Annotated in this window: 26 protein-coding genes; 22 read left to right on the plus strand and 4 right to left on the minus strand. The window is 39.6% G+C overall.

The window, feature by feature from the left end:
- Window positions 1-26: 26 nt before the first annotated feature.
- The 16 genes from FTV04_RS10475 to FTV04_RS10550 all read left to right on the plus strand — a co-directional run bounded on the left by FTV04_RS10475 (window position 27) and on the right by FTV04_RS10550 (window position 13,281).
- Window positions 27-455, plus strand: coding sequence for a hypothetical protein (locus FTV04_RS10475; RefSeq protein WP_180089450.1), 429 nt, complete (start codon window positions 27-29; stop codon window positions 453-455).
- Window positions 455-4,075 carry a hypothetical protein gene (locus FTV04_RS10480; RefSeq protein WP_180089452.1) on the plus strand — a complete coding sequence of 1,207 codons (3,621 nt, stop codon included), beginning with the start codon at window positions 455-457 and terminating at the stop codon, window positions 4,073-4,075. Before FTV04_RS10475 ends, FTV04_RS10480 begins: the two co-directional genes overlap by 1 nt.
- Window positions 4,076-4,122: 47 nt before the next feature.
- Complete coding sequence (locus tag FTV04_RS10485; RefSeq protein WP_180089454.1) at window positions 4,123-5,352, plus strand: hypothetical protein; 1,230 nt, start codon at window positions 4,123-4,125, stop codon at window positions 5,350-5,352.
- A complete protein-coding gene (locus FTV04_RS10490) occupies window positions 5,342-5,710 on the plus strand; it encodes a carboxypeptidase regulatory-like domain-containing protein (RefSeq protein WP_180089456.1) in 369 nt (122 codons plus the stop codon). Before FTV04_RS10485 ends, FTV04_RS10490 begins: the two co-directional genes overlap by 11 nt.
- Entirely contained in the window at window positions 5,707-6,114 is a 408-nt protein-coding gene (locus tag FTV04_RS10495) for a hypothetical protein (RefSeq protein WP_180089458.1), read from the plus strand. The genes FTV04_RS10490 and FTV04_RS10495 overlap by 4 nt, the downstream gene beginning before the upstream one ends.
- A 4-nt stretch (window positions 6,115-6,118) precedes the next feature.
- Window positions 6,119-8,188 (plus strand): hypothetical protein, encoded by a 2,070-nt coding sequence (locus FTV04_RS10500; RefSeq protein ID WP_180089460.1) that lies wholly within the window; start codon window positions 6,119-6,121, stop codon window positions 8,186-8,188.
- Complete coding sequence (locus tag FTV04_RS10505; RefSeq protein WP_180089462.1) at window positions 8,185-8,418, plus strand: hypothetical protein; 234 nt, start codon at window positions 8,185-8,187, stop codon at window positions 8,416-8,418. Before FTV04_RS10500 ends, FTV04_RS10505 begins: the two co-directional genes overlap by 4 nt.
- 52 nt (window positions 8,419-8,470) lie before the next feature.
- Window positions 8,471-8,857: a hypothetical protein gene (locus FTV04_RS10510; RefSeq protein WP_180089464.1), complete on the plus strand. Its 387-nt coding sequence runs from the start codon at window positions 8,471-8,473 to the stop codon at window positions 8,855-8,857.
- 90 nt (window positions 8,858-8,947) lie between these two features.
- Window positions 8,948-9,115, plus strand: coding sequence for a hypothetical protein (locus tag FTV04_RS10515; protein WP_180089386.1), 168 nt, complete (start codon window positions 8,948-8,950; stop codon window positions 9,113-9,115).
- Between the two features lie 207 nt (window positions 9,116-9,322).
- The gene (locus FTV04_RS10520) at window positions 9,323-9,496 is read left to right on the plus strand and encodes a hypothetical protein (protein WP_180089466.1); all 174 of its coding nucleotides are present in this window, start codon (window positions 9,323-9,325) and stop codon (window positions 9,494-9,496) included.
- A 78-nt stretch (window positions 9,497-9,574) separates the two neighbouring features.
- Window positions 9,575-9,973, plus strand: coding sequence for a hypothetical protein (locus FTV04_RS10525; RefSeq protein ID WP_180089468.1), 399 nt, complete (start codon window positions 9,575-9,577; stop codon window positions 9,971-9,973).
- Window positions 9,974-10,417: 444 nt separating this feature from the next.
- The gene (locus FTV04_RS10530; protein WP_180089466.1) at window positions 10,418-10,591 is read left to right on the plus strand and encodes a hypothetical protein; all 174 of its coding nucleotides are present in this window, start codon (window positions 10,418-10,420) and stop codon (window positions 10,589-10,591) included.
- A gap of 78 nt (window positions 10,592-10,669) precedes the next feature.
- Window positions 10,670-11,068 carry a hypothetical protein gene (locus tag FTV04_RS10535; RefSeq protein ID WP_180089468.1) on the plus strand — a complete coding sequence of 133 codons (399 nt, stop codon included), beginning with the start codon at window positions 10,670-10,672 and terminating at the stop codon, window positions 11,066-11,068.
- A 955-nt stretch (window positions 11,069-12,023) separates the two neighbouring features.
- A complete protein-coding gene (locus tag FTV04_RS10540; RefSeq protein ID WP_180089470.1) occupies window positions 12,024-12,611 on the plus strand; it encodes an N-acetylmuramidase family protein in 588 nt (195 codons plus the stop codon).
- A 79-nt stretch (window positions 12,612-12,690) separates the two neighbouring features.
- On the plus strand, window positions 12,691-12,972 hold the full coding sequence (locus tag FTV04_RS10545) for a type II toxin-antitoxin system RelE/ParE family toxin (protein WP_180089472.1): 282 nt from the start codon (window positions 12,691-12,693) through the stop codon (window positions 12,970-12,972).
- A gap of 24 nt (window positions 12,973-12,996) precedes the next feature.
- Window positions 12,997-13,281, plus strand: coding sequence for a HigA family addiction module antitoxin (locus FTV04_RS10550; RefSeq protein ID WP_078193389.1), 285 nt, complete (start codon window positions 12,997-12,999; stop codon window positions 13,279-13,281).
- Window positions 13,282-13,304: 23 nt separating this feature from the next.
- Here FTV04_RS10550 and FTV04_RS10555 read toward each other — a convergent pair whose 3' ends face one another.
- Window positions 13,305-14,000, minus strand: a complete 696-nt coding sequence (locus FTV04_RS10555; RefSeq protein ID WP_180089474.1) for a hypothetical protein — start codon at window positions 13,998-14,000, stop codon at window positions 13,305-13,307.
- Window positions 14,001-14,009: 9 nt separating this feature from the next.
- On the minus strand, window positions 14,010-14,231 hold the full coding sequence (locus FTV04_RS10560) for an excalibur calcium-binding domain-containing protein (protein WP_180089476.1): 222 nt from the start codon (window positions 14,229-14,231) through the stop codon (window positions 14,010-14,012).
- A gap of 205 nt (window positions 14,232-14,436) precedes the next feature.
- Here FTV04_RS10560 and FTV04_RS10565 point away from each other — a divergent pair, with 205 nt between their 5' ends.
- From FTV04_RS10565 to FTV04_RS10575, 3 genes are read left to right on the plus strand one after another with little or no spacing between them, the layout of a single operon-like run.
- On the plus strand, window positions 14,437-15,585 hold the full coding sequence (locus tag FTV04_RS10565) for a hypothetical protein (protein ID WP_180089478.1): 1,149 nt from the start codon (window positions 14,437-14,439) through the stop codon (window positions 15,583-15,585).
- Window positions 15,578-15,922, plus strand: a complete 345-nt coding sequence (locus FTV04_RS10570) for an STAS-like domain-containing protein (protein ID WP_180089480.1) — start codon at window positions 15,578-15,580, stop codon at window positions 15,920-15,922. Before FTV04_RS10565 ends, FTV04_RS10570 begins: the two co-directional genes overlap by 8 nt.
- 1 nt (window position 15,923) lies before the next feature.
- On the plus strand, window positions 15,924-16,385 hold the full coding sequence (locus FTV04_RS10575) for a hypothetical protein (protein ID WP_180089482.1): 462 nt from the start codon (window positions 15,924-15,926) through the stop codon (window positions 16,383-16,385).
- Window positions 16,386-16,405: 20 nt separating this feature from the next.
- Here the strand turns inward: FTV04_RS10575 and FTV04_RS10580 are convergent, their stop codons facing one another.
- Together FTV04_RS10580 and FTV04_RS10585 are read right to left on the minus strand one after the other, a co-directional pair.
- Window positions 16,406-17,530 carry an HNH endonuclease gene (locus tag FTV04_RS10580; RefSeq protein ID WP_180089483.1) on the minus strand — a complete coding sequence of 375 codons (1,125 nt, stop codon included), beginning with the start codon at window positions 17,528-17,530 and terminating at the stop codon, window positions 16,406-16,408.
- Between the two features lie 68 nt (window positions 17,531-17,598).
- Window positions 17,599-18,066 carry an Arc family DNA-binding protein gene (locus FTV04_RS10585; RefSeq protein WP_180089485.1) on the minus strand — a complete coding sequence of 156 codons (468 nt, stop codon included), beginning with the start codon at window positions 18,064-18,066 and terminating at the stop codon, window positions 17,599-17,601.
- A gap of 115 nt (window positions 18,067-18,181) precedes the next feature.
- Here FTV04_RS10585 and FTV04_RS10590 point away from each other — a divergent pair, with 115 nt between their 5' ends.
- The 3 genes from FTV04_RS10590 (at window position 18,182) to FTV04_RS10600 (ending at window position 20,623) form a co-directional block, all read left to right on the plus strand.
- A complete protein-coding gene (locus FTV04_RS10590; protein ID WP_180089487.1) occupies window positions 18,182-18,337 on the plus strand; it encodes a hypothetical protein in 156 nt (51 codons plus the stop codon).
- Window positions 18,338-18,413: 76 nt separating this feature from the next.
- Complete coding sequence (locus FTV04_RS10595) at window positions 18,414-19,235, plus strand: Bro-N domain-containing protein (protein WP_180089489.1); 822 nt, start codon at window positions 18,414-18,416, stop codon at window positions 19,233-19,235.
- A gap of 227 nt (window positions 19,236-19,462) precedes the next feature.
- On the plus strand, window positions 19,463-20,623 hold the full coding sequence (locus tag FTV04_RS10600; protein WP_180089491.1) for an MFS transporter: 1,161 nt from the start codon (window positions 19,463-19,465) through the stop codon (window positions 20,621-20,623).
- Window positions 20,624-20,639: the final 16 nt, after the last annotated feature.

The raw sequence follows: 20,639 nt of genomic DNA on the forward strand, positions 1-20,639 counted from the left end.
GGGTTTTTTTACATTCAAGGAAAAGCATGAAACTGCAGAAATTGACTGGCGCTGGATATGTGCCGGAAGGCGAAGCTATTGAGCTGAGTGATGAGCTGCTTTGGGTAGACGAATTCAGTTGGTCCAAGGTGGCATCGAATGACAGTGAATACACCATTGCCGGCGCACTCATTGTTGAACAAAGCGAAAAACTGGCGGGTCGCCCAATCACGCTGGAGCGTCCAGATGACAAAACTGGTTGGGCTAAGCGCGGTATCGTAAAGACATTGCATGAGTGGGCAAACTTAAAAGGCCAGCGTTTTCGCTTGACCTTTGAGCGCGGCGGCAGCCGAAGTTTCACAGTGATGTTTAAAACTTCACAGCCGCTCAAGTCTGAACCAGTGAAAGGCTTTGTAGGCACAAATAGCGATGATGAGCTGTGGTTCTGTAATTTAAATTTTATTGAGGTTGACTGATGGCTGAGATTAAAAGCGGCGATATTAAGTTAATGAAGTCACAAGTGCTGCTAGACACACCGGACGGCGGTGGGCAAATGACGGCCAATGAAATTATTGACGGGCAGTCTAATAACCTATTTCCAGATGTCGATGAAATGGATCGCTTGTATGGGCGTGTTGGACTACGTAAGTTTTTCCCAGCGATTAAAACCCCAATGACACCGACAGCATTCGGTGTGCATGTGATTATTTCGCGCATGCCTGCCGATCCGAATGTTTCAGTGAATTTGTTTACCACTAAGAATTGGTTTGATCGCCGTACAAATGCGCAGAATCAAGTTGAACAATATTTGGCGCGTGATGTGAAGTGGGAAGGTCATTTACTTGAACTTCAATTGCAAGGCCAGCGTTCTTTCCAAATTTCCCTGAACGAAAACAGTCAGAACATTCCAGCGCAGGGCAAAACCGTTGTTTTGATTGCTAATGAAAATAAGGCTACTGAAAAAGTTCAATTTGTACGTGTAACTGAGATTGTGGCCAATGAGGTGCGTGAGTTTGAAATCAGCGGCCGCGTCGTGAAGCGCCGTATTGTAACGTGCGGTATTTCAGATGCATTACGCAATGATTTTGAAGGCCAGACAGTACAGCAATTTCTCAACGGTAACACACCGATTGCTTTTGTACGTGATACTCGTGTTGCAGATGCTACAAACTACTACGGCATTAAAAAACTGGTGCAGGATATTCAGCTGGGATCAACCAAGATTCAAGTTGATTCTATTTATTCTCAGCTGGTGCCGAGCGCGCAAACTGAAACACCGCTTTCAGAAATTGATGCAGCAGGGCAATTGAATTCTTTGGTTGCTGGACGTGGCACACCATTAACCAAACAATATTCGATTACGGTCAGTAGTTCACAGGGCTTTTATTTGGGTTCTGCTGTATTGCCTAAAAGCGTGTCATTTACGTTATTTGGTAGTGCAATTACGGATGTTGGTGGCGAGCTAAAAAATAGTGCTGGCACCGTCGTTGGAACAATCGATTATCAAAATGGTTTGATCAGCTGGAATGCTAATGCGGGAACTGGTGCAACCACACTGAATTTAAGTTTTACGCCTGCTGCTTCACCGAGCTTTCCACAAGAATCAGCATTGATTTATGTGACCGCTGAAAACCGTGGTTATAACTGGCTTCGCAATATTCTGCCTTTGCCAGCACCCGCATCATTACAAGCATCCTACGTGGCCCAAGGCAAGGTTTACACTTTACGTGATAATGGTGCAGGGCAATTACGTGGTGCAGATTCAGCCTATGGTTCAGGAACCATTAATTATGAAACTGGCGCAATGGTGATGACTACGGGTGCTTTGCCAGATGCCAATACTGCAATCCTGCTGACATGGGGGAATAAGGTTTCAGTATTTGAGCGTGCAAGTTTGTCGATTAAAAAGGCCTACATCGAGTTTGATTCTGGCACTGATTTTGTACCGGGTACTTTAACCGTGAATTGGCTGCTGAATGGTGTAGAAAAGTCTGCTGTCGATGATGGTGTTGGTAACTTTACAGGCGATGCAACAGGCATAATTAACTACGCTGACGGCATTGCGAAAATGATGCCGGCATTATTGCCTAATGGCGGCACTACGCTGAATTTATCTGCTCAAAAGGGCGATAAGCTTGCAGAAACAGTTTCCGTGGTACCGAGCAATGGTGCTGTTAATTTTGTGCTTGAAAATGGCAGTCAGGCACTGATTCCAAAATCGATTCGTGTGCGCGTACCGGTGCGCTCAGAAGATGGAAAATACAGCGGTGAAGTCGATTTATATGACAAGCCGATTAATGCGACAACAGGTCGATTGGTTACAGCGTCTGGTATACAGCAAGGCAATGTGAATTATGCAACCCGCACATTCAGCATTGCGCCGTCATCCAGTGTTGATTCGTACAGCTATGAGCTTGAGGCCGAAGTTCGTCAAAAAAATATGCTGAGCTCACAGGTTAGTTACGACATTGCACCGCGTAAAGACGTGGTGCGCCAGACAATCACAATCAAGAAAGAGCATTCACTGAATTTAAGTAATGTTGTGACTGCGATTTCAATTGCTGTTTCATATCGCGATACATCAGCCGCGCAATCGCTTACTGATGAAATTGTTATGTCTACGCTTAAGCTTGATTTAACTGAAGGTTTTGCTGAGCAGATTCTTTCTGGATCTGTGCGTTTCACCCTGGGAGGCTCTACATACATTGACCGCATGGGATCAATTTACCGCAATCCATCCGTGACAACAGGTTCGGGTACGATTGCAGGTCAAATCCACTACGGCAACGGCAATATTGAATTAACTGGATGGGATGCGGGCGCTGCAAACAGCCCAGCGCTTGAAAGCTTGGTCACGCAGATTGAACCGAGTACGACGAATCAGGTTTCATTCCGTGCACCGATGTTGCCGCTGCGTCCGCAGTCACTGACATTGACTGCAACCAAGGTAGAAGGTGGGCAAATCAATGTAATGCCCGATGCGGATGGCTATGTAGATACTACAGACTGCGAAGGATATTTCAATTTCGATCAGGCGGTTGGCCAGTTTGTATTTCGCAACAAAGTTCAGATTACTTCTGCCAACCGTCCAGAAATAGAAGCTCAGCCGTGGTATGACGTGGGCATGGAGTTTACGGAAAATGGCGTAACGTACATTAATACGCCAGTGTTTGTGCTGCCTGAGACGATCCGCTTTAGCGCAGTGGCATTCAGCTATTTGCCACTGAATGCTGATCTACTGGGTCTTGATCCAGTGCGTCTGCCAAGTGATGGGCGTGTACCGATTTTCCGCCGAGGTGACATTGCTGTGATTCACAATACCCAGCGGATCAATGTTGATTCAGCTGTGGCGCTAGCAACTTTCAATGTTGGGCGCACACGTTTGTCATACATTAAATTGTATGACAGCACGGGGCTGCCCGTGGATCAGAATATGTATCAAAGTGATCCTGATTTGGGTGATGTAACGTTCCTTGGCACTTTCGATGCATCAGCATATCAGCTGCCTATTGTTGCAGAGCATCGCATTGAAGATGCAGGAATGTGCCTTGATGTTCAGATCAACGGTGAGCTAACGCTGAATATCCCAATCTCTCATGCATACAGCGCTGGGCAGACCTTTGTGTCTTCCGCAATGATTGTCGGGGATATGCAAGCGCGAGCACATACCGTATTCAGTCAAGCATCTTGGTCGAATACGTGGAGTGATGAGCGTGAAGGCAGTGCAATCAATGCGCAATACAATGAGGTGCTTTATCCAATTGAAGTCTCAAACAAGTCTGCCAATGAAGAAAACTGGGCTTTAATTTTTACGTCAGCTACAGAGTTCCGAATCGTGGGTAAAAATTTGGGTCAAATAGGAACGGGCAATACTTCTGCAGATACAGCGCCGCCAAATCCAATTGATGGCAGTCCATATTTCAAAATTAAGGCATTGGGATTTGGTGCTGGATGGAGTGCTGGCAATGTTCTGCGCTTTAACACCGCCGCAGCGAATTATCCTATCTGGGCTGCACGAACAGTGAAGCAAGGGCAATCAACCGTTATAGATGATTCATTTCAACTGCAAGTGCGCTGCGGTGTTGACCGAGTTTAGAAAATTTCATAAGACCGCTTCTGCGGTCATTTTTTTGTGAGAAAGAAATGATTAAGCAAACTCAAACCAAGATGTTTGATTTCTCTGATGCTGATTTAGATTTCTGCGCTGGATCTAAAAATAAATTTCCTACAGCATTTAAAAAGATGTTGGCGCAAGGATATAACGGCAAAGTAGTGTCAAGTGTTTCGGTTGTCGGCGACCAAGTGACTCTAGATTATGGTGTTAACCATGGCTATGCTGCTGATCGCGTTTTATCAATCAATACCCCTGGATTAGTTGGCGAGTTCTATATTGATAGTGTGACGTCTAATACAGTCACATTGACTGTTCCTGGTGCATTAACTGGGATTGCCGGTGGTTTTACAACAAAAGTTGCACCGCTGGGCTGGGAGCTTGTTTATGAGTTAGATAATATTCAAATATATGCGATGCGGCAGCTTGATGACACTGTGCGCTATGTGCGTTTCTGTTTTCAGAATAATGCTGCACACAGAAATGCGATTGCTGTTTGTGTCGGTAAAACTTTTGATGCTGAAACAGGATTTATTAATGATCCACTTGCATTACAAAGCACAGCGGCGGTTGCTACCCCTAATATTGCCAACCTCCCTCGATGGGATGGAGATGCTGCAGGTTCGACATACAATAATTACACATACGCTCAAGGTTTATCACTTTTCGGCAAAGCGATGGTTGTTGGAAGCTTGTATCACATAGCATTACTTATGTGCTCTGGTGAAACGTATCCGCTAAATGTGTACGGTATTTTTGCTGCTCACTGTCATGAGTACGAGGCTCTTGATTATCCAGTGCTTCTTGCTAAAAATAATCGGTCAGGCACTTCATCTTCAAGTGGGGTTTCCTACGGCAACTTGAGCGGTTCCAGCGGTTATGGTCATGCATCGGTTGGTAATATACTAGTTCGTTTTTATGGTTCAAGTGTTGCGACACAAACACCGGGGCCACAATTTACCCCCGCATCCAATGCTTCCGTGCTTAGTTCAAATATCGATAATTTTGATACCACAACTGCAAAGCCTCTTGATGTGTTTGAAGCGGCAACCGGGCAGTATCTGGGCGGGTGTTATGGTGTATATGAATGCATGTTTAGCGGTGATTCCAAAACACCGGCGATTTCAAAGACAACACTCCCTCTCGTCATGACAGATATAGATTTTAATAATCAAATTATCATCTATAACGCCAGAGATTCCAGTAAAAGCAGCACAACATTTTTAGGATTTCCAATTGAGGAGATTAAAGTTGGCTATTAAATTGATGCGTATTTTTTTGGGTGGATACACCCCAAGTGCTGAAAAAATGGAAGAAAAAGGCTATTTGATTCGCCGCCTGATTCGTCCTTTAATTTTAGTTTCCAACTCTAATCACGGACTAGGACAAATAAAAGGCATTACGACAGAAGATGATGCTGATAGTACAAGACTCTTCCCGAACGCACAGGTCTGCGTTTTCAAGAAAAGCACGCGTGAACTGCTCTGGGAAACCAAGTCAAAAGCTAATGGCGATTATCACATTAGAAACATTGCGGTTGGGCTTGAATGCTTTGTTGTGGCCTTTGATCCAACCCGCGAATACAACGCAGTCATTGAAGATGCAGTGGTGGCAAAATGAGTATTTCTTTTAGTAATGCGGTTAAGTCAGATCGCTTGCAAGCTTTTACACGTGCACTCGACGCTGGCAGCGCCGGCGGAAAAATCAAATTATATGGCGGAGCTCAGCCACCAGCTGGTACAACACATTCACAACAGCTGTTGTGTGAACTAACTTTACCAAAGCCAAGCGCATCGGGCGTTACAGATGGAATACTTACGATTGCTGCACCATTTTCTGGTATGGCGCTTCTGGATGGTACGGTAACTTGGTGCCGGCTAACGGATGCTGCTGGTTTGTGGGTTGCTGACTGTAATGCAGGTGGCTCGGAATCAACTGCAGTATTTCGTATCCAGAATGTGAATGGTGAAGTGTTCGCTGGCGGCCAAGTGATTGTGAGTCAGGCACAGCTTAAAGAGGTGTAAGCATGTGGATGAAAAAAACGCCCATAATCTAGTTTTAGGCTTTAGTAAAAAGTTAGAGCAAAAAGATTCACATAATTTAGTTTTAAAGTTTGGAGAAAGCGGCATATCAAAAGATGTGACCGCTTTTTTTGCAGTCAGTATTCCATCGCCTTTACTGAGTATCACAGCAGATATTTTTCAGACGGGCAATGCGCTGGTACACATATCAGTAAATATTCCTCAGCCAGTTTTTGAAATAACGGCTGAGAGTACAGCGATTCCACCAGCGAATGCAGTACTTGCTGCAGAGGTGTCTGCGCCAGTTTTAAGTGTTGATGCGAAATATACGCTGTCATCTGTATCTGAATTTTATGCAGAGATAGCAGCACCATTGCTCAGTTTTACTGCTGACTATGATTTCAATGTTTTGCGATATACAACTGCAGGTATCAGCACTGATTATCAATTTACCAATCCTGTTGCAGGCTTAACATATGCAGCGCATCAAGCATCAAATTTTTATAAAGATCAGTTTGGCTTAAATCATCAGCTTGCTCAAAAACTAGATGCAGCTGGCGGCGATGTCTATCAGAACGTGGCTCAGTTTAAAGATCAGATAAATTTTAAATGTGAGCAAACGGGTGCTGCTCAAGTAACCAGCGGTGATGCTTATCAAAGCAATATGTTGCGCAGAAATTCAAGTAAGCAGATTTGGCAGGAAACCGATGCGCATACATTGGTTGCTGCTGATCGCTATGACTACAACGTAGCAAAAAGTCGGTCTAATTTGAGCTGGTGGCAGCAGGCAATTCAAAAAGGCATTACATGCGGATTTGGGTTTAATGCATCTGTTTGGCTGCAAGTCATAGAACGTCTGCGCTATCAGCAGACAGTAAGTCCCAAAACTGGCGCCTGGGTTGAGCCGCCGGCACCCGAGCTAAACTCGGATTATGCGGGTAGCTCAGAACTGCATTTTTGCTGCAAGAAAGCTGCCGTTGATCCGCTGAATGTTGTTCTGAATTTCACGCATGAACGATGCAAACCTGGTCAACCTGAGCAACTGGATAATAAAAAGGTTTATTTCATTATGAATGAGGGATATCTAAAGCGTGTCAGTGATGGTGCGTCGATTGAAGTGAAAAGCCTAAATCTATCAATCGACCGTGATTCTTGGTGTTGGAGCTTCAGTGCATCATTACCGTTTACTGAAGAATTAAAAGTAAATACTGATGATGAATACATTGAAGTTGAACTGGGTTTGAATGGCTTTATCTGGCGCTTCTTAATTGAATCTAATACTAGTAATCAGCAATTTGCCAGCACGGATATTCAAATCAAGGGGCGTTCGGTGACTGCGATGCTAGCAGAGGAAGCAGGAACCCGCAGCTACAATCAAACAATTGCCGCATCATCTGTGCAATTAGCGCAGGCAGAATTGCAGCGAATTACTTTAGATTCACCGTTTAGTCTTCAGTGGTCATTGGTAGATGAGCTGGGCTGGAATGTGCCGGCAAATGCTTGGTCCTATGCTGAATTGACACCAATTAAAGCTATTCAGGAAATTGCTGAAGGTGCGGGCGGGTTTGTTTCATCTCACATGAAAGACCGTAAGCTGCTGATCCAGCCGCGCTATGCCTATGCTCCATGGGAATGGGCAGGGCTTACGCCTGACGTATCCATTCCATTCAATTTGGTGTTGCAGCGCACGCGGGAGAAAGACTTTAAGCCAAACTATAACGCTGTAACCGTGGCTGCTGAACACCAGGGCATTCAAGCTATTGTTAAGCGCGAAGGCACAGCAGGCGACAAAATGGCGCCGACAGCGGTCACGCCTTTTATCAACTCAGAACAGCCTGCGCGAACCATGGCCAGAGCAGAGCTTTCAAAATACGGCAAGAAGCGGATATACCAGGACACAATTCCGCTGCATCCGAATATCGGAGTTATTCTTCCGAGCCAAATTATTAGTATGCAGGACAGGGATTTAGGCACGTGGAATGGCCATAGCTACGGCACATCAATTTCAGCCAGCTGGAGCAGCGATGCCGGCCTTAAAATCAGGCAAACATTTACGGTGGAGCGCTATATTGCATGAAAAATATTTGGAAGCAATTCATAGATGATGTGCTGCCTAGTCAGCCGATGAATTTAGGGGAAGTCACCGCAGTTTATGGCAATGGCCAATATTCAGTAGGTCTGATCGGCGGTGGCTCAATACGCGCTGTTTCAGATAGCAACTTGAGCACAGGAGATAAAGTCAAAATTGTCGGCAGTCGTATCGAATCCAAAGCGCCCGATCTGCCGATCTATCAACTTGAAATTTAATCAACAGCATCCTAAAGGGTGCTTTTTTTTGCCTATAAATTAGGGGAATTTAATGGAGCCTGTCTCTACAAGTGGTTTCGCAGCTTTTTTAAAATTTTATGGTGCTGCAGTTGCAGTTACATTGGCCATCTGCTTGGTTGCAACAGTCGTCATTATGATGCGTCTACCGCGTTCACCACAGGAATGGGCTGTTGGCTTAATCTGTACTGTCGTTTCGAGTCTGACTGGTGGTGCATTCATTATCGTGAAATGGGGCTTACATGAATGGGTAACTGATATTTGGGGAATGATTGCCTTAGGCGGTTTCTTCTTTATTTGTGGTTTACCCGGTTGGGCTATTGTGCGTTGGACCTTTAACTTCATCAATAAGCAAGAAGGTAAAACTATTGTTGAAGTTGTGAAAGAGCTGAAAGATGCGAGAAATGATCTTAGAAAATAATCAAAAATTTTAAAAAGTAAAAAGCCCGTGATTCGCAGTCATGGGCTTTTTTGTTTCCCACAAATTGACAAGAAATAAGTGAGAACATTAGTGAATTTTAACACCAAACCCGATATCAGCATAGAGGGAAAAATGAGCGAAAAAGATACAGGAAAAGTAGCCATCATTATGGCGTGGGGTAAGTCTATTTCACTGGTGGTTGGTAGTCTTACAGGCGCAATAGTCGCCATAACAGCATTAATGAAATGGATTGTGTGATATGGCAGTATGGCGATTTATAGCAATTCTTTTCACGATCAATGTCTGTACATTTATTTCGAGAATGTGAATCGGCTACTGAGAGGTTGGTTTTATTACATACGCACCGAAAGGTGCTTTTTTTATGCCTAAAGAAAAACCCCAGTGTTAGAGCACTGAGGTCTTTTGATTCCAACCCACAACGCAGACTTGAGGATCAGAACATATATGAATCTTAACCTAGATTTAAAGGTTGATAAAGCAGTGAATAAAATTTCTGAAAGCAAAACGCTAAGGATTTGGACATACATAATTGCTTGTTTTGTGGTATTGGGCTTAATTGTATGGCAGACCGCACCAATATTGAATGCAATTGCCACACTTGTTGAAGTCCTGAAATAAAAGTCAGACTTCAAGTGTCGGTTTCTTTTTGCCCACAAAATTAGTATCTTGTTCTAAATTATAAATTTGGGGTTGGGTGTGAAATCCAAACTATTTGTTTTTATAACCTTATTTTCTTACTCAATAGCTCATGCTGATTTAATAGATAAACATACTAAAGTGCTTAAAGAAGGAGCGTACTACCCAGAACCAATAACAACCAATTCTGATGTAGAGAGCGATCCAGAATTAAAAAACAAAATATGTTCTGCGGTTTTTAGATTTGCGGAAAACTCCTTTAAAGCAAGACAAAGTGGTGCTAGCGCAGAGGAAATGTTCTCTGTAATTCGTGAGAAGGATGAGCCTTCAGTAAAAAAAGCTATGCAATCAATAATTGTTGATAGTTTCAAATACCCAATAATTATGTATAGCGAAGATGGGTTAATTTCTGCCGCATCTGAGTATGCAAGCCAGTTTTACATCGACTGCATGGATTAACTTTAAACGATACAAAAAACCGCCCATTGAGGTGGTTTTTTTATGCCTGAATTTTAGGAAATAGTTCCACATTTAAGTGTGAGCTTGGGCCGATATAGTGGCCTAGAAAAGCAAAAAGCCCATGACGGCAATCACGGGCTTTTTAAATCTCAACCCACCGACAAAAGTAAGAGGAGAAACATTTCGTATGGATGATGTTATCAAATTGGCTAATTTCTGTCTAATGGAGTTAAGGAAAATGTCAGCATGGCGATTTATAGCAATTCTTTTCACGATCAATGTCTGTACATTTATTTCGAGAATGTGAATCGGCTACTGAGAGGTTGGTTTTATTACATACGCACCGAAAGGTGCTTTTTTTATGCCTAAAGAAAAACCCCAGTGTTAGAGCACTGAGGTCTTTTGATTCCAACCCACAACGCAGACTTGAGGATCAGAACATATATGAATCTTAACCTAGATTTAAAGGTTGATAAAGCAGTGAATAAAATTTCTGAAAGCAAAACGCTAAGGATTTGGACATACATAATTGCTTGTTTTGTGGTATTGGGCTTAATTGTATGGCAGACCGCACCAATATTGAATGCAATTGCCACACTTGTTGAAGTCCTGAAATAAAAGTCAGACTTCAAGTGTCGGTTTCTTTTTGCCCACAAAATTAGTATCTTGTTCTAAATTATAAATTTGGGGTTGGGTGTGAAATCCAAACTATTTGTTTTTATAACCTTATTTTCTTACTCAATAGCTCATGCTGATTTAATAGATAAACATACTAAAGTGCTTAAAGAAGGAGCGTACTACCCAGAACCAATAACAACCAATTCTGATGTAGAGAGCGATCCAGAATTAAAAAACAAAATATGTTCTGCGGTTTTTAGATTTGCGGAAAACTCCTTTAAAGCAAGACAAAGTGGTGCTAGCGCAGAGGAAATGTTCTCTGTAATTCGTGAGAAGGATGAGCCTTCAGTAAAAAAAGCTATGCAATCAATAATTGTTGATAGTTTCAAATACCCAATAATTATGTATAGCGAAGATGGGTTAATTTCTGCCGCATCTGAGTATGCAAGCCAGTTTTACATCGACTGCATGGATTAACTTTAAACGATACAAAAAACCGCCCATTGAGGTGGTTTTTTTATGCCTGAATTTTAGGAAATAGTTCCACATTTAAGTGTGAGCTTGGGCCGATATAGTGGCCTAGAAAAGCAAAAAGCCCATGACGGCAATCACGGGCTTTTTAAATCTCAACCCACCGACAAAAGTAAGAGGAGAAACATTTCGTATGGATGATGTTATCAAATTGGCTAATTTCTGTCTAATGGAGTTAAGGAAAATGTCAGCATGGCGATTTATAGCAATTATTTTTACGATCATTGTCTGTACATATATTTGGAGAATGTAAATCGGCTCTGATAGTCCATTTCTATTACATAAGCACCGAAAGGTGCTTTTTTTATGCCTAAAGAAAAACCCCAGTGTTAGAGCACTGGGGTTTTTTTCATATCAACCTAAAGGAAAGGAGACATGATCAATCTATGTTCGAATATTCTAAACCAATAGTGGAGCTTATAAAAGTGTCTATTGAAAAACATGGATTATGGCAAACTATTTTTGCCTTCTTGGTATTATTTTCCATTCCAATTCTATTTTGGAAATTGCCTGAAATTATCTTAGCTATCAAATCTTAAACCGACTTCTTTTAAAGGTCATTTTTTTATTGTCTGTGCGCCATAAGGCGCTTTTTTATACCCAAAGAAAACCCCGATGAGGCAAACATCAGGGTTTTGTTTTTCCCCAATCCACAGAGCGAGAAAAGAGGAAAAGGATGTATGCCTGAAAGTATAACAGTGATTATTAAATTTGTAGAGGCAATCATGGATAAATATGGTTTCTGGAAGGTAACACTCATCGTCATATTAATGATACTGGCATGGAAATCCCCTGAATTGGTATCAGCAATCAAAGCTTAAGCCGACCCAATACAAGGTCGGTTTTTTATTGTCAGTGTATGCGTCATAAGGCGCTTTTTTTATGCCTAAAGGAAAGTGAAATGAGTAAAAAATTAACAACAGCACAAATTGCAACCCAAGCAAAATTGCTAGGGGTTGAAACTGCAGCATTGCGGGCTGTGATAGAAGTTGAATGTAAAGGATCAGGCTTTAATGCTGACAACACACCAGTGATTCTATTTGAGCGTCATGTGATGCGGCAGCGCTTGATTGCCAATGGCCAAGCAAAGACAGTGGAACTTATGATGGTCAAGCGACCGGATCTATGCAGTAAAAGTACAGGTGGATATGGTCTGTATTCAGCTCAACACGGTCGCTTAAATGCTGCAGCACAATATCATCGGGCTTCAGCCTTAGAGTCGGCGAGTTGGGGGATTGGGCAGGTCATGGGCTATCACTGGAAGGCTTTAGGATATGCATCTCTACAAGCATTTATAAATGCCATGTATAAAGATGAAGCCTCGCAACTTGATGCTATGTGTCGATACATTCAAGTGAATGGCCTGGTCAATGCATTAAAAAATAAAGATTGGAAAGCCTTTGCACGTGGCTATAACGGGGTCGCATACGCTAAAAACTCTTATGATGTGAAACTGGCCAATGCTTACAAAAAGTGGTCAGTTCAATAAATTCTATTTTAGATTTCTATACATATTTTCCAATGTGGTGTATATTGTATATATATGCTATACGAATGGATGCTGAAGCTTGATTAAGAGTTTTAAACATAAAGGTCTTCAGGCTTTCTTCCAAACTGGTACAACAGCAGGTATTCAAGCAGCACATTCTTCTAAATTACGTTTAATACTTGCTGCATTACATGCCGCATCTACAGTAAATGATTTGAGAACACCGCCCAATTGGCGCTTACATAAGCTGAATGGGAATTTGCAAGATCAATGGTCGTTAACTGTAAACGGTAATTGGCGGGTAATTTTTAAATTTGAAGATGGTGATGTCTACATCGTGGATTATCTGGACTATCACTAGGCTTTCAGCTCAGGAGTACTAATCATGAATATGATGTTTAATGCACCTCATCCAGGGGAAATGCTTCGCGAGTATATTGGTGAAACCCCAGTGACTGAGGCTGCTCTTGCATTAGGTGTAACGCGGGCCAATCTATCTCGTATTTTAAATGGCCATACAGGTATTTCTGCAGACATGGCTATCCGTTTAAGTGAGGCTTTGGAAACTTCTCCAGAGTTTTGGTTGAATTTGCAGATGCAGCATGACTTATGGAATGCAAGTCAGCGCCAGCGACCAGTCATAAAGAAATTGGTTCAGGATTTTGCATAAGTAGAGCGCCGTGAGGCGCTATACTAATAATCAATATGAATTTCTTGTTCGTTTTGAGACTTCATTTCACAAAGCCTGCGTGCCCATAATGGCTTTATTCCTTCATTAAGAAACATGAAACCTGCTATAAATAAAATAAGACTGTATAGAATTATAAGAGTGACATTACCGAAGGATATTTTTTGCAATAATAAAGCTTGTTGCTTTGTGTTTAATAAAGAGTAGTAAAAGTATGGTAATGCAGCAAGAAAACTAAAAAATAAGTAAATCAGTAATCCGACGAACCAATTCAGATGAATCCGCCAAGCAGGGAATCTTCCATCAAACTTTGGCAATTGTTTTAGATTATCCCATGTTAATAAGCTTTTTGTTGATTTATATCTTTGAATTGCTATTCCAACTTCCTCTCTAGTAAGTAAATAATGTGCCATTTGTTTAGAGCATGTTGAATCACCAATAGTCGCTTGTAATTGTATTTCTGAAAGATATTGGGCAAGCGTTGATTTTAAGTCATTATTACCATCGTAAAGGTCCGCGATTTCAATTTCCGTTTTAAGTTTATCGATTAAGCGTTTTTTAGAAATATCTCTTAGTTCAAAAAAGAAATAGATTAGATCTCGGCCTTTATATGCAACTAGAATAAATACAAATAAAACAATTACGAATGGTGAGGGATTCTCTATAAAGAATTTTGTTGTTTCTAAAGCTTCTGGAACCATATCTATACCTTATCTTTTCTTCTTCAGGCACTTCTTCCCATTTCCACCCGGCAGGCAATCACAGGCCTGGCCATCGCCGTCGCGGTCTAAGCTTTTCCAGCCTGTTTGTCCTGATTTTTTCCTTTGTTCATACCATTTCTGTGCTTGCTGTTGAGTACTAAAGTCAGCGCACTTTTTTGCATAAACTTGGATAGAAGTGAACCCCAAAACGAAAATGAGTAAAAATTTCATAAATTATTTTAAAGTCAGTGTATTAGACGAAGTTTAACGACTTTTAGTTTGTTTGTTCAATGAATCTAGGTAGAAAGTATTATTAAAAGTGATTGCATTTAGTAAGAACAATTTAAGTCAAAAAATGTTAGTTGACAAAAATTAAAATTGAACCTAGATTTAGAGTTCTTTTTGACCTGTAACTAATTTATATTTAAAATAATTTATGAAGCTTTTATCAAGAAATAAACGAGATTATCTAAAGAGAATTCAGCGATTTCGGGAGCTTCGAAGAATAAAACTTAATTCTTTAAGAAATCGAAAGAAAGAAAATTATAGAAGAGCTTCAAAAATTGATAAGCCTAAGGTTGTCATTGATTTAAAATTAGCAAGTCAAATTGCTTTATTGAACCCTAAGTCTAGAAAAAGACTTAGAAAAATTACTAAAAAATTTCGAGAATACTACTTTAGGAAAGATGTTTGCCTACGTTTGAATTTTAAAGATACTAAATTAATGTACTCAGACGGCACGTTGTATCTTTTAGCAGAACTTGAGACATTGACTTTAATTAATCCAGATATAACCTTTAAGATTATCCCATCTGATGAAAAAATTGTGAACCAAGTATTGGAACAGACGGGAATATTGAAACTATTAAAGCAGTCCATTAAGTTTGATGATGATGAATTTGATGAGTCTGTTAAGTATTGGAATTATTCTTCGGGACACAATTCGGAAATTGATTCAGCGGATTCCATGCTTGATGATTTCGATGAAATCCTTTCTGAGGATACGAGCAAAAATATTTTTACATCTTTGACGGAAGCTTTGACGAATTGCCACCACCATGCTTATGAAGAAAAAAGAATTCCGACGGAATCGAAAAGTATAAAAAAATGGTGGTTATTTTCACAAGAAAGAGATGGAGTTCTTACTGTGTGTGTTTGTGATTTAGGTATAGGTATTCCTAGGTCTTTGACGCGTAATGCTCCAAATGTTAAAGAAGATTGGTTTACTCGACTCAAAGGATTTATTACAGAAAATAAAGGTAAATATGATAAGGATAGTGCAGCTATCAAGGCTGCAATCGAAATTGGAAATACAAGGACCAACTTACCAAATAGAGGTAAAGGGCTGAATCAAATCATAAACAAAATTAATACTATGTGTGAGCACAGAGCATCTATTGCAATTTACAGCAATAAAGGATCATATATAATTAATAGAGGTTTCGTGACTGATCTTCCGACAACTGATATCATTAATGGGATAGCAATTCCGTATACAGAGTCTATCGAAGGAACTGTTATTGTATGGCATATACCTTTAGATAAGCAAAATCAAGATGAAGCTTTGGTAACGTCAGATGAGTAAAAGTGTTATGAGAATTAATGTAGCGAAAGATTTTTCTAAAAATCCTTCAGGTCGTTATGTCAAAGATGGAAAAACTTCTGGCGAAGTTTTTCTTAAAAATTTACTTTTGCCAGCAGTCAAGACTCATGATCTTGTAGAAATTAATTTTGACGGTGTAAGAGGTTATGGTTCTTCATTTTTAGAAGAAGCATTTGGTGGATTTATTCGTGAGACAAAAATGACTTTAGTTGAATTTTTTAATAAAGTTAAAATTATTACGAAAGATCCTCTTTTACAGCTAGAAATACAAGGCTATTTAGAAGATGAAGTTAATCGTTTGAGTGTTTTAAAGCACTAAAATGGTCAATATTGTTAAAGATGTAATTCTACCTTTTTTACCTTCAGCCTTAACAATTGTTGGTTGGTGGATTGTTGCTAATAGGGATAGCAGTTCAAAGAAGAATGCTATCCATAATAAAAGAGTTGAATCTGCATCTAAGTTGATTGATAAAATTTTATTAGATGCAAAGAAGTTTTATTCTTTACTTGGATCAGATGTGGAAGCACAAGGAATAGGCTCTTTACTTACTAGTGACTTTAAAAAATTAAGTTCAATAATAACTTTAATTACGAAAGAGCTTAGTGATGCTGAAAAACAGTCTTTATCAGTAGCGTTTATTGAATACAAGAAGATGGTAACTGGTGGTCAGTTTGAAACAGTTTCACGCCCAATTATAAGTACATCTAACCAGTTATATTTTGATATAGATGCAACCTATAATGACTTGTATATCGAATTGGAAAAAATGTACTTAATTTAAATAAATCTAATAAAAGCACCTTAAGGTGCTTTTATTAAGTTCTTAATATAAGGTTGTAAACTCTCAATAATTTTTTCTGCTTTTAAATGACAGTTTTGTTCATGAGATAGTGATATATCATGAAATTGATTTGCATAAGCAACTGCTTTATTAAAGACTCTATGGAATTCTCTTTCCCTAGAATAGCTTATGGCTCTATCCATTATGTGCCCAAAAGATACGCGAACTGATTCAGGTTTATACATTTCATAGTCATAAATTTTTTTAATTTGATCTGGAGTGAAATTTAATTCAATGATTATATCAATTTCTTCGCCTGTCATTGGATTTATTGCATAAAGTATTTGGTTAGTCTCACCTAAATAATTATTAGACATACAGGCAACAATTCGTTGAAAACCAAAATATTCAATGTAAGCTAAGATTTGTCCAGTTTCTTTAATCGCATTTATATATATACAGTGAAATGGCAGGCCCAACTCACGATTTTTCACTAAATCGTTATTACAATCATAATATCCGAAGTTGGGCTCCCCACGATTAGTTAGAAAATCAATTGCTAAGTTACAGTCAAATGGATTAATACCACCAGAAGCAGCTAACGCTAATGCTGATTTTATTGTAGATCGTCCAGATTTTTCTGCATCAAATGAAAAATTATGTACTATGGGTTCATCAAGATAAAAATCTTTAACAGCTATTTGTTCCTTTAATGGTTTAATTGATTCTTCTTTTAATTTATATTTTTTTTGAACTCCCTCCAACATTCGCTGTGCTTCATCAGGAGTTCTTGCTTGGATTGAGATATCGAAACCCTTTTCTTCTTTTGCAATTACATTCAAGCTTGGATTTAATGGCTGGAATGTGCCATCTTCAAATTGTTTGTACTCTATTCCGCTTATAGTCTTCACTCTTAATGGCGGAACATCACCTCGGTCTTTTTTTATTCCAAACATAGTACAAAATGGAGCAAAATTTTTTGCAAGCTCTGAATCCCAGTTTTCCCCAGTTTTGTTATTACATTCATTGCAAATAAAATTACGAATCTTTTTCCTACCTCCAATTGAATTAGGAATGATGTGTTCATTAGTATTATTTTCTTCTGTTATTTGTGTTAGACATAGTGCACATTTAAATTCAGACATTATTCACTTCCCAAATATAAATTAATTTTTTCAAATTAATTTATATTTAACACTAAAACTAACTTAACTTAGATTTCATCACTTTTTTTTGAAGTGTCGACATAATGATCTTCCACCACGAGCCAACCTAAACCTTTCTTACCATTATCAACGATGTTTAGATGATTATTGCCTTGAGCGACAATTACATCTTTAGTTAGAAATTGAAGAGCTTTCCAGATGGATGAACGGCTTAAAGTTTCAAGTGCAAGCTCAATATCAACCTTCAAATCACTCAGTGATTGGGTGTAATCTAAATCTAGTGTATTCAGTAGTTTCCCGTAAATCACACGCTTCTTCCCATCATGCAATGGAAGAATTCTTATATCAGCTTGGGAATTGGTGTTAATCGCTGATGCTACAAAACTATCTTCTAGACGGGCAACCATTTCCGCACTTTGCGAGCGATTATGATTTTCAGCCGATTCTTCTATTTGCTTTTTTAATTCAGGTGGTACACGCAATCTAACTATGGTGTGATCAGCTTGATTACTCATTAAAACCTCAATGCCACAAAGTGTGGTAAATATTTTGTGTTAAGTATTTACATTACCACAAAGTGTGGCTATAGTTATTCAAATGCCACAAAGTGGGGCATCTATAAGGGTTGATATGAAAGAAAAAGTTGTGTACGTAAAGGCGCGCTTACAAAGCGATTTGCATGAAAAGCTTAAAACTCACGGTAAAGAAGATAAACGCTCAATGAACTATCTTATTAATAAGGCTGTTGAGCAATTTTTGAAACAACAAGAGAATGCGAAGGTATGAAATTAGCAGACAACAAAAAAGCCCGAACTTTGGACGGCAAGGGCTTTAGTGTAGTCAAATCAGCGAGATATGAACTATGGGCAGTTTAACATTAAGTTTTAACGAAGTAAATTTTTCACCGATGGTACAAGATGGTCAAACATATTTAACATCAAAAGAATTGGCGACAGCTTTAGGATATGCGGACACTAGATCTGTTACTAAGATCTTTAATCGTTATGCAGATGAGTTTACGCTAAAAATGACTAAAATTATTGAATCTTCCGAGGTGGCCAATTTGAGCACCTCGAATTTAACAATAAAGACTCGTATCTTTTCTCTACGTGGTTGTCATCTAATTGCTATGTTTGCCCGTACACCAGTCGCCAAAGAATTCCGCAAATGGGTACTCGACGTACTGGAAAAAGAAGTCCTGCAGCAGAAAATCGATACTCGAGTAAAAATAAACGCAGAGCAGCAAGCTGAACTCAAAGAGATCGTAGACCGACGTGCTCAAGGCGAACGTAAACTCCATGCAGAAATGTGGTCACGTCACAACAAACACTTCCGCATCTCACGCTATAGCGATCTGTTGGCCATTCATTTCCAAGATTCAGTGAATTACCTAGAAACTCTAGAAATTAAGTCAAAAGGCAGTATCTATATAGATGAAAAACAATCCCTAGAAATGCTCTGCGTGCATGCTCGATTCTTTCAAGCGTGGTGGAATACACATAGCCCAGCATTGGCCAAACTCAATCCATTACTGGTGACCATGCTTAACGACAATATGTTCTCTATGAGCAGTGCTATATCAGACGTGAGTAAAAAATGCGGATTCAAAATGCCACATTATGATTACGACCACATGTTTGAGCTACAAACTCTACCGCATGCAAGATATAGATTGCTCAAGTGAAAAAATAGACCGCCTTCGGGCGGTTTTTCTTTTGTGCGAAAAACAGTGATAATATAGTGAAAATTAATGAGTTTTTAAAGCAGTCTACAAAAAATCAAAAAAAATATTTTTTTGCAATTTGTAGACTCATTTGTAGACTGTTGAGCTACAAATACAGCCAAATGACTGCAACCTTATACAACCATTAAAATTTTTAAGTGTTTGAAAATACAAGTGAATACAACCAAATGCAATCAATTCCAATCCAAACAAAACTAGGTGGATTCTACTTTTTCTATTATTCAATAGTGGGTACATTCATGCCGTATTGGAGTTTGTATTTAGAGGATCAAGGGTTTAATTATCAAGAAATAGGTGTTTTATCTTCGATTGCAATTGTGACACGTTTTTTTGCGCCATTTATTTGGGGGTGGATTGCAGATAAATCCGGAAAGCGCATGCTTTTAGTTCGAATCGCAACATGGATGGAAGCCTGTATTTGGTTTCTGATTTTTATAATTCCAAACAGTTTTCAGTCTGTTGCATTACTCATGTTGGTATTCAGTTTCTTTCAAAATGCCATTTTAGCTCAGTTTGAAGGGGTAACTTTATTTTGGTTGGCTGAGCGTCGTGCAGAACTTTATGGAAAAGTCAGAAAATGGGGATCAGTTGGTTTCATTGTTGGTGTATTTGGAATAGGGGCTTTGCTAGAAATAATACCTGTTTCAATGCTGCCTATCATGTTGTTATGCATTGCATTTCTCGCATTTATTTGGTCATTTACGATTAAAGAGCCCGCTACTGCACCATCTTCACAGAAAAAACTTGAACCACTTTGGCCTATCTTAAAACGACCAGTTGTAGCTAGTTTTTTTATCATTGAATTTTTTCTACTTTTTTCGCATGCGCCGTTTTATAGTTTTTATAGCAATTACCTTAAGCAGGCTGATTTTTCGACGAGCCAAATCGGTTTTTTATGGTCTGTAGGAGTCATTGCAGAAATCATTATGTTTGCCTATGCCAATGTCTTTTTTAATCGATATTCTTGGCGCAATTTAGTGCTCATTTGTCTGGGGCTAACAGGGATGCGATGGTTGATTGTAGGTTTATATCCGAAGGTGTTTATCACTCAATTTGCAGCGCAAACGATTCATGCCTTTAGTTTTGGATTATTCCACTTAATCGCGATGCGGATCATTTTTCAAAATTTTACTGCGAGTCAACAAGGGCGTGGTCAAGCGCTATACAGTACCATGTGGGGCTTAGGTGTTGCGAGTGGCAGTATTTTAGCAGGCCGATATTGGGACATGCTTTCGGGACCCGTTATTTTTATGATCGCAGGACTGGTGGTTATACCTGCCATGTTTTTGGTCGTGGGCTTGCCTAAAACGATCCAAAAGCAAGCTTAAAACAATTCAGTATTTT

The organism is Acinetobacter sp. YH12219, from assembly GCF_013417875.1.
GTDB lineage: Bacteria > Pseudomonadota > Gammaproteobacteria > Pseudomonadales > Moraxellaceae > Acinetobacter > Acinetobacter amyesii.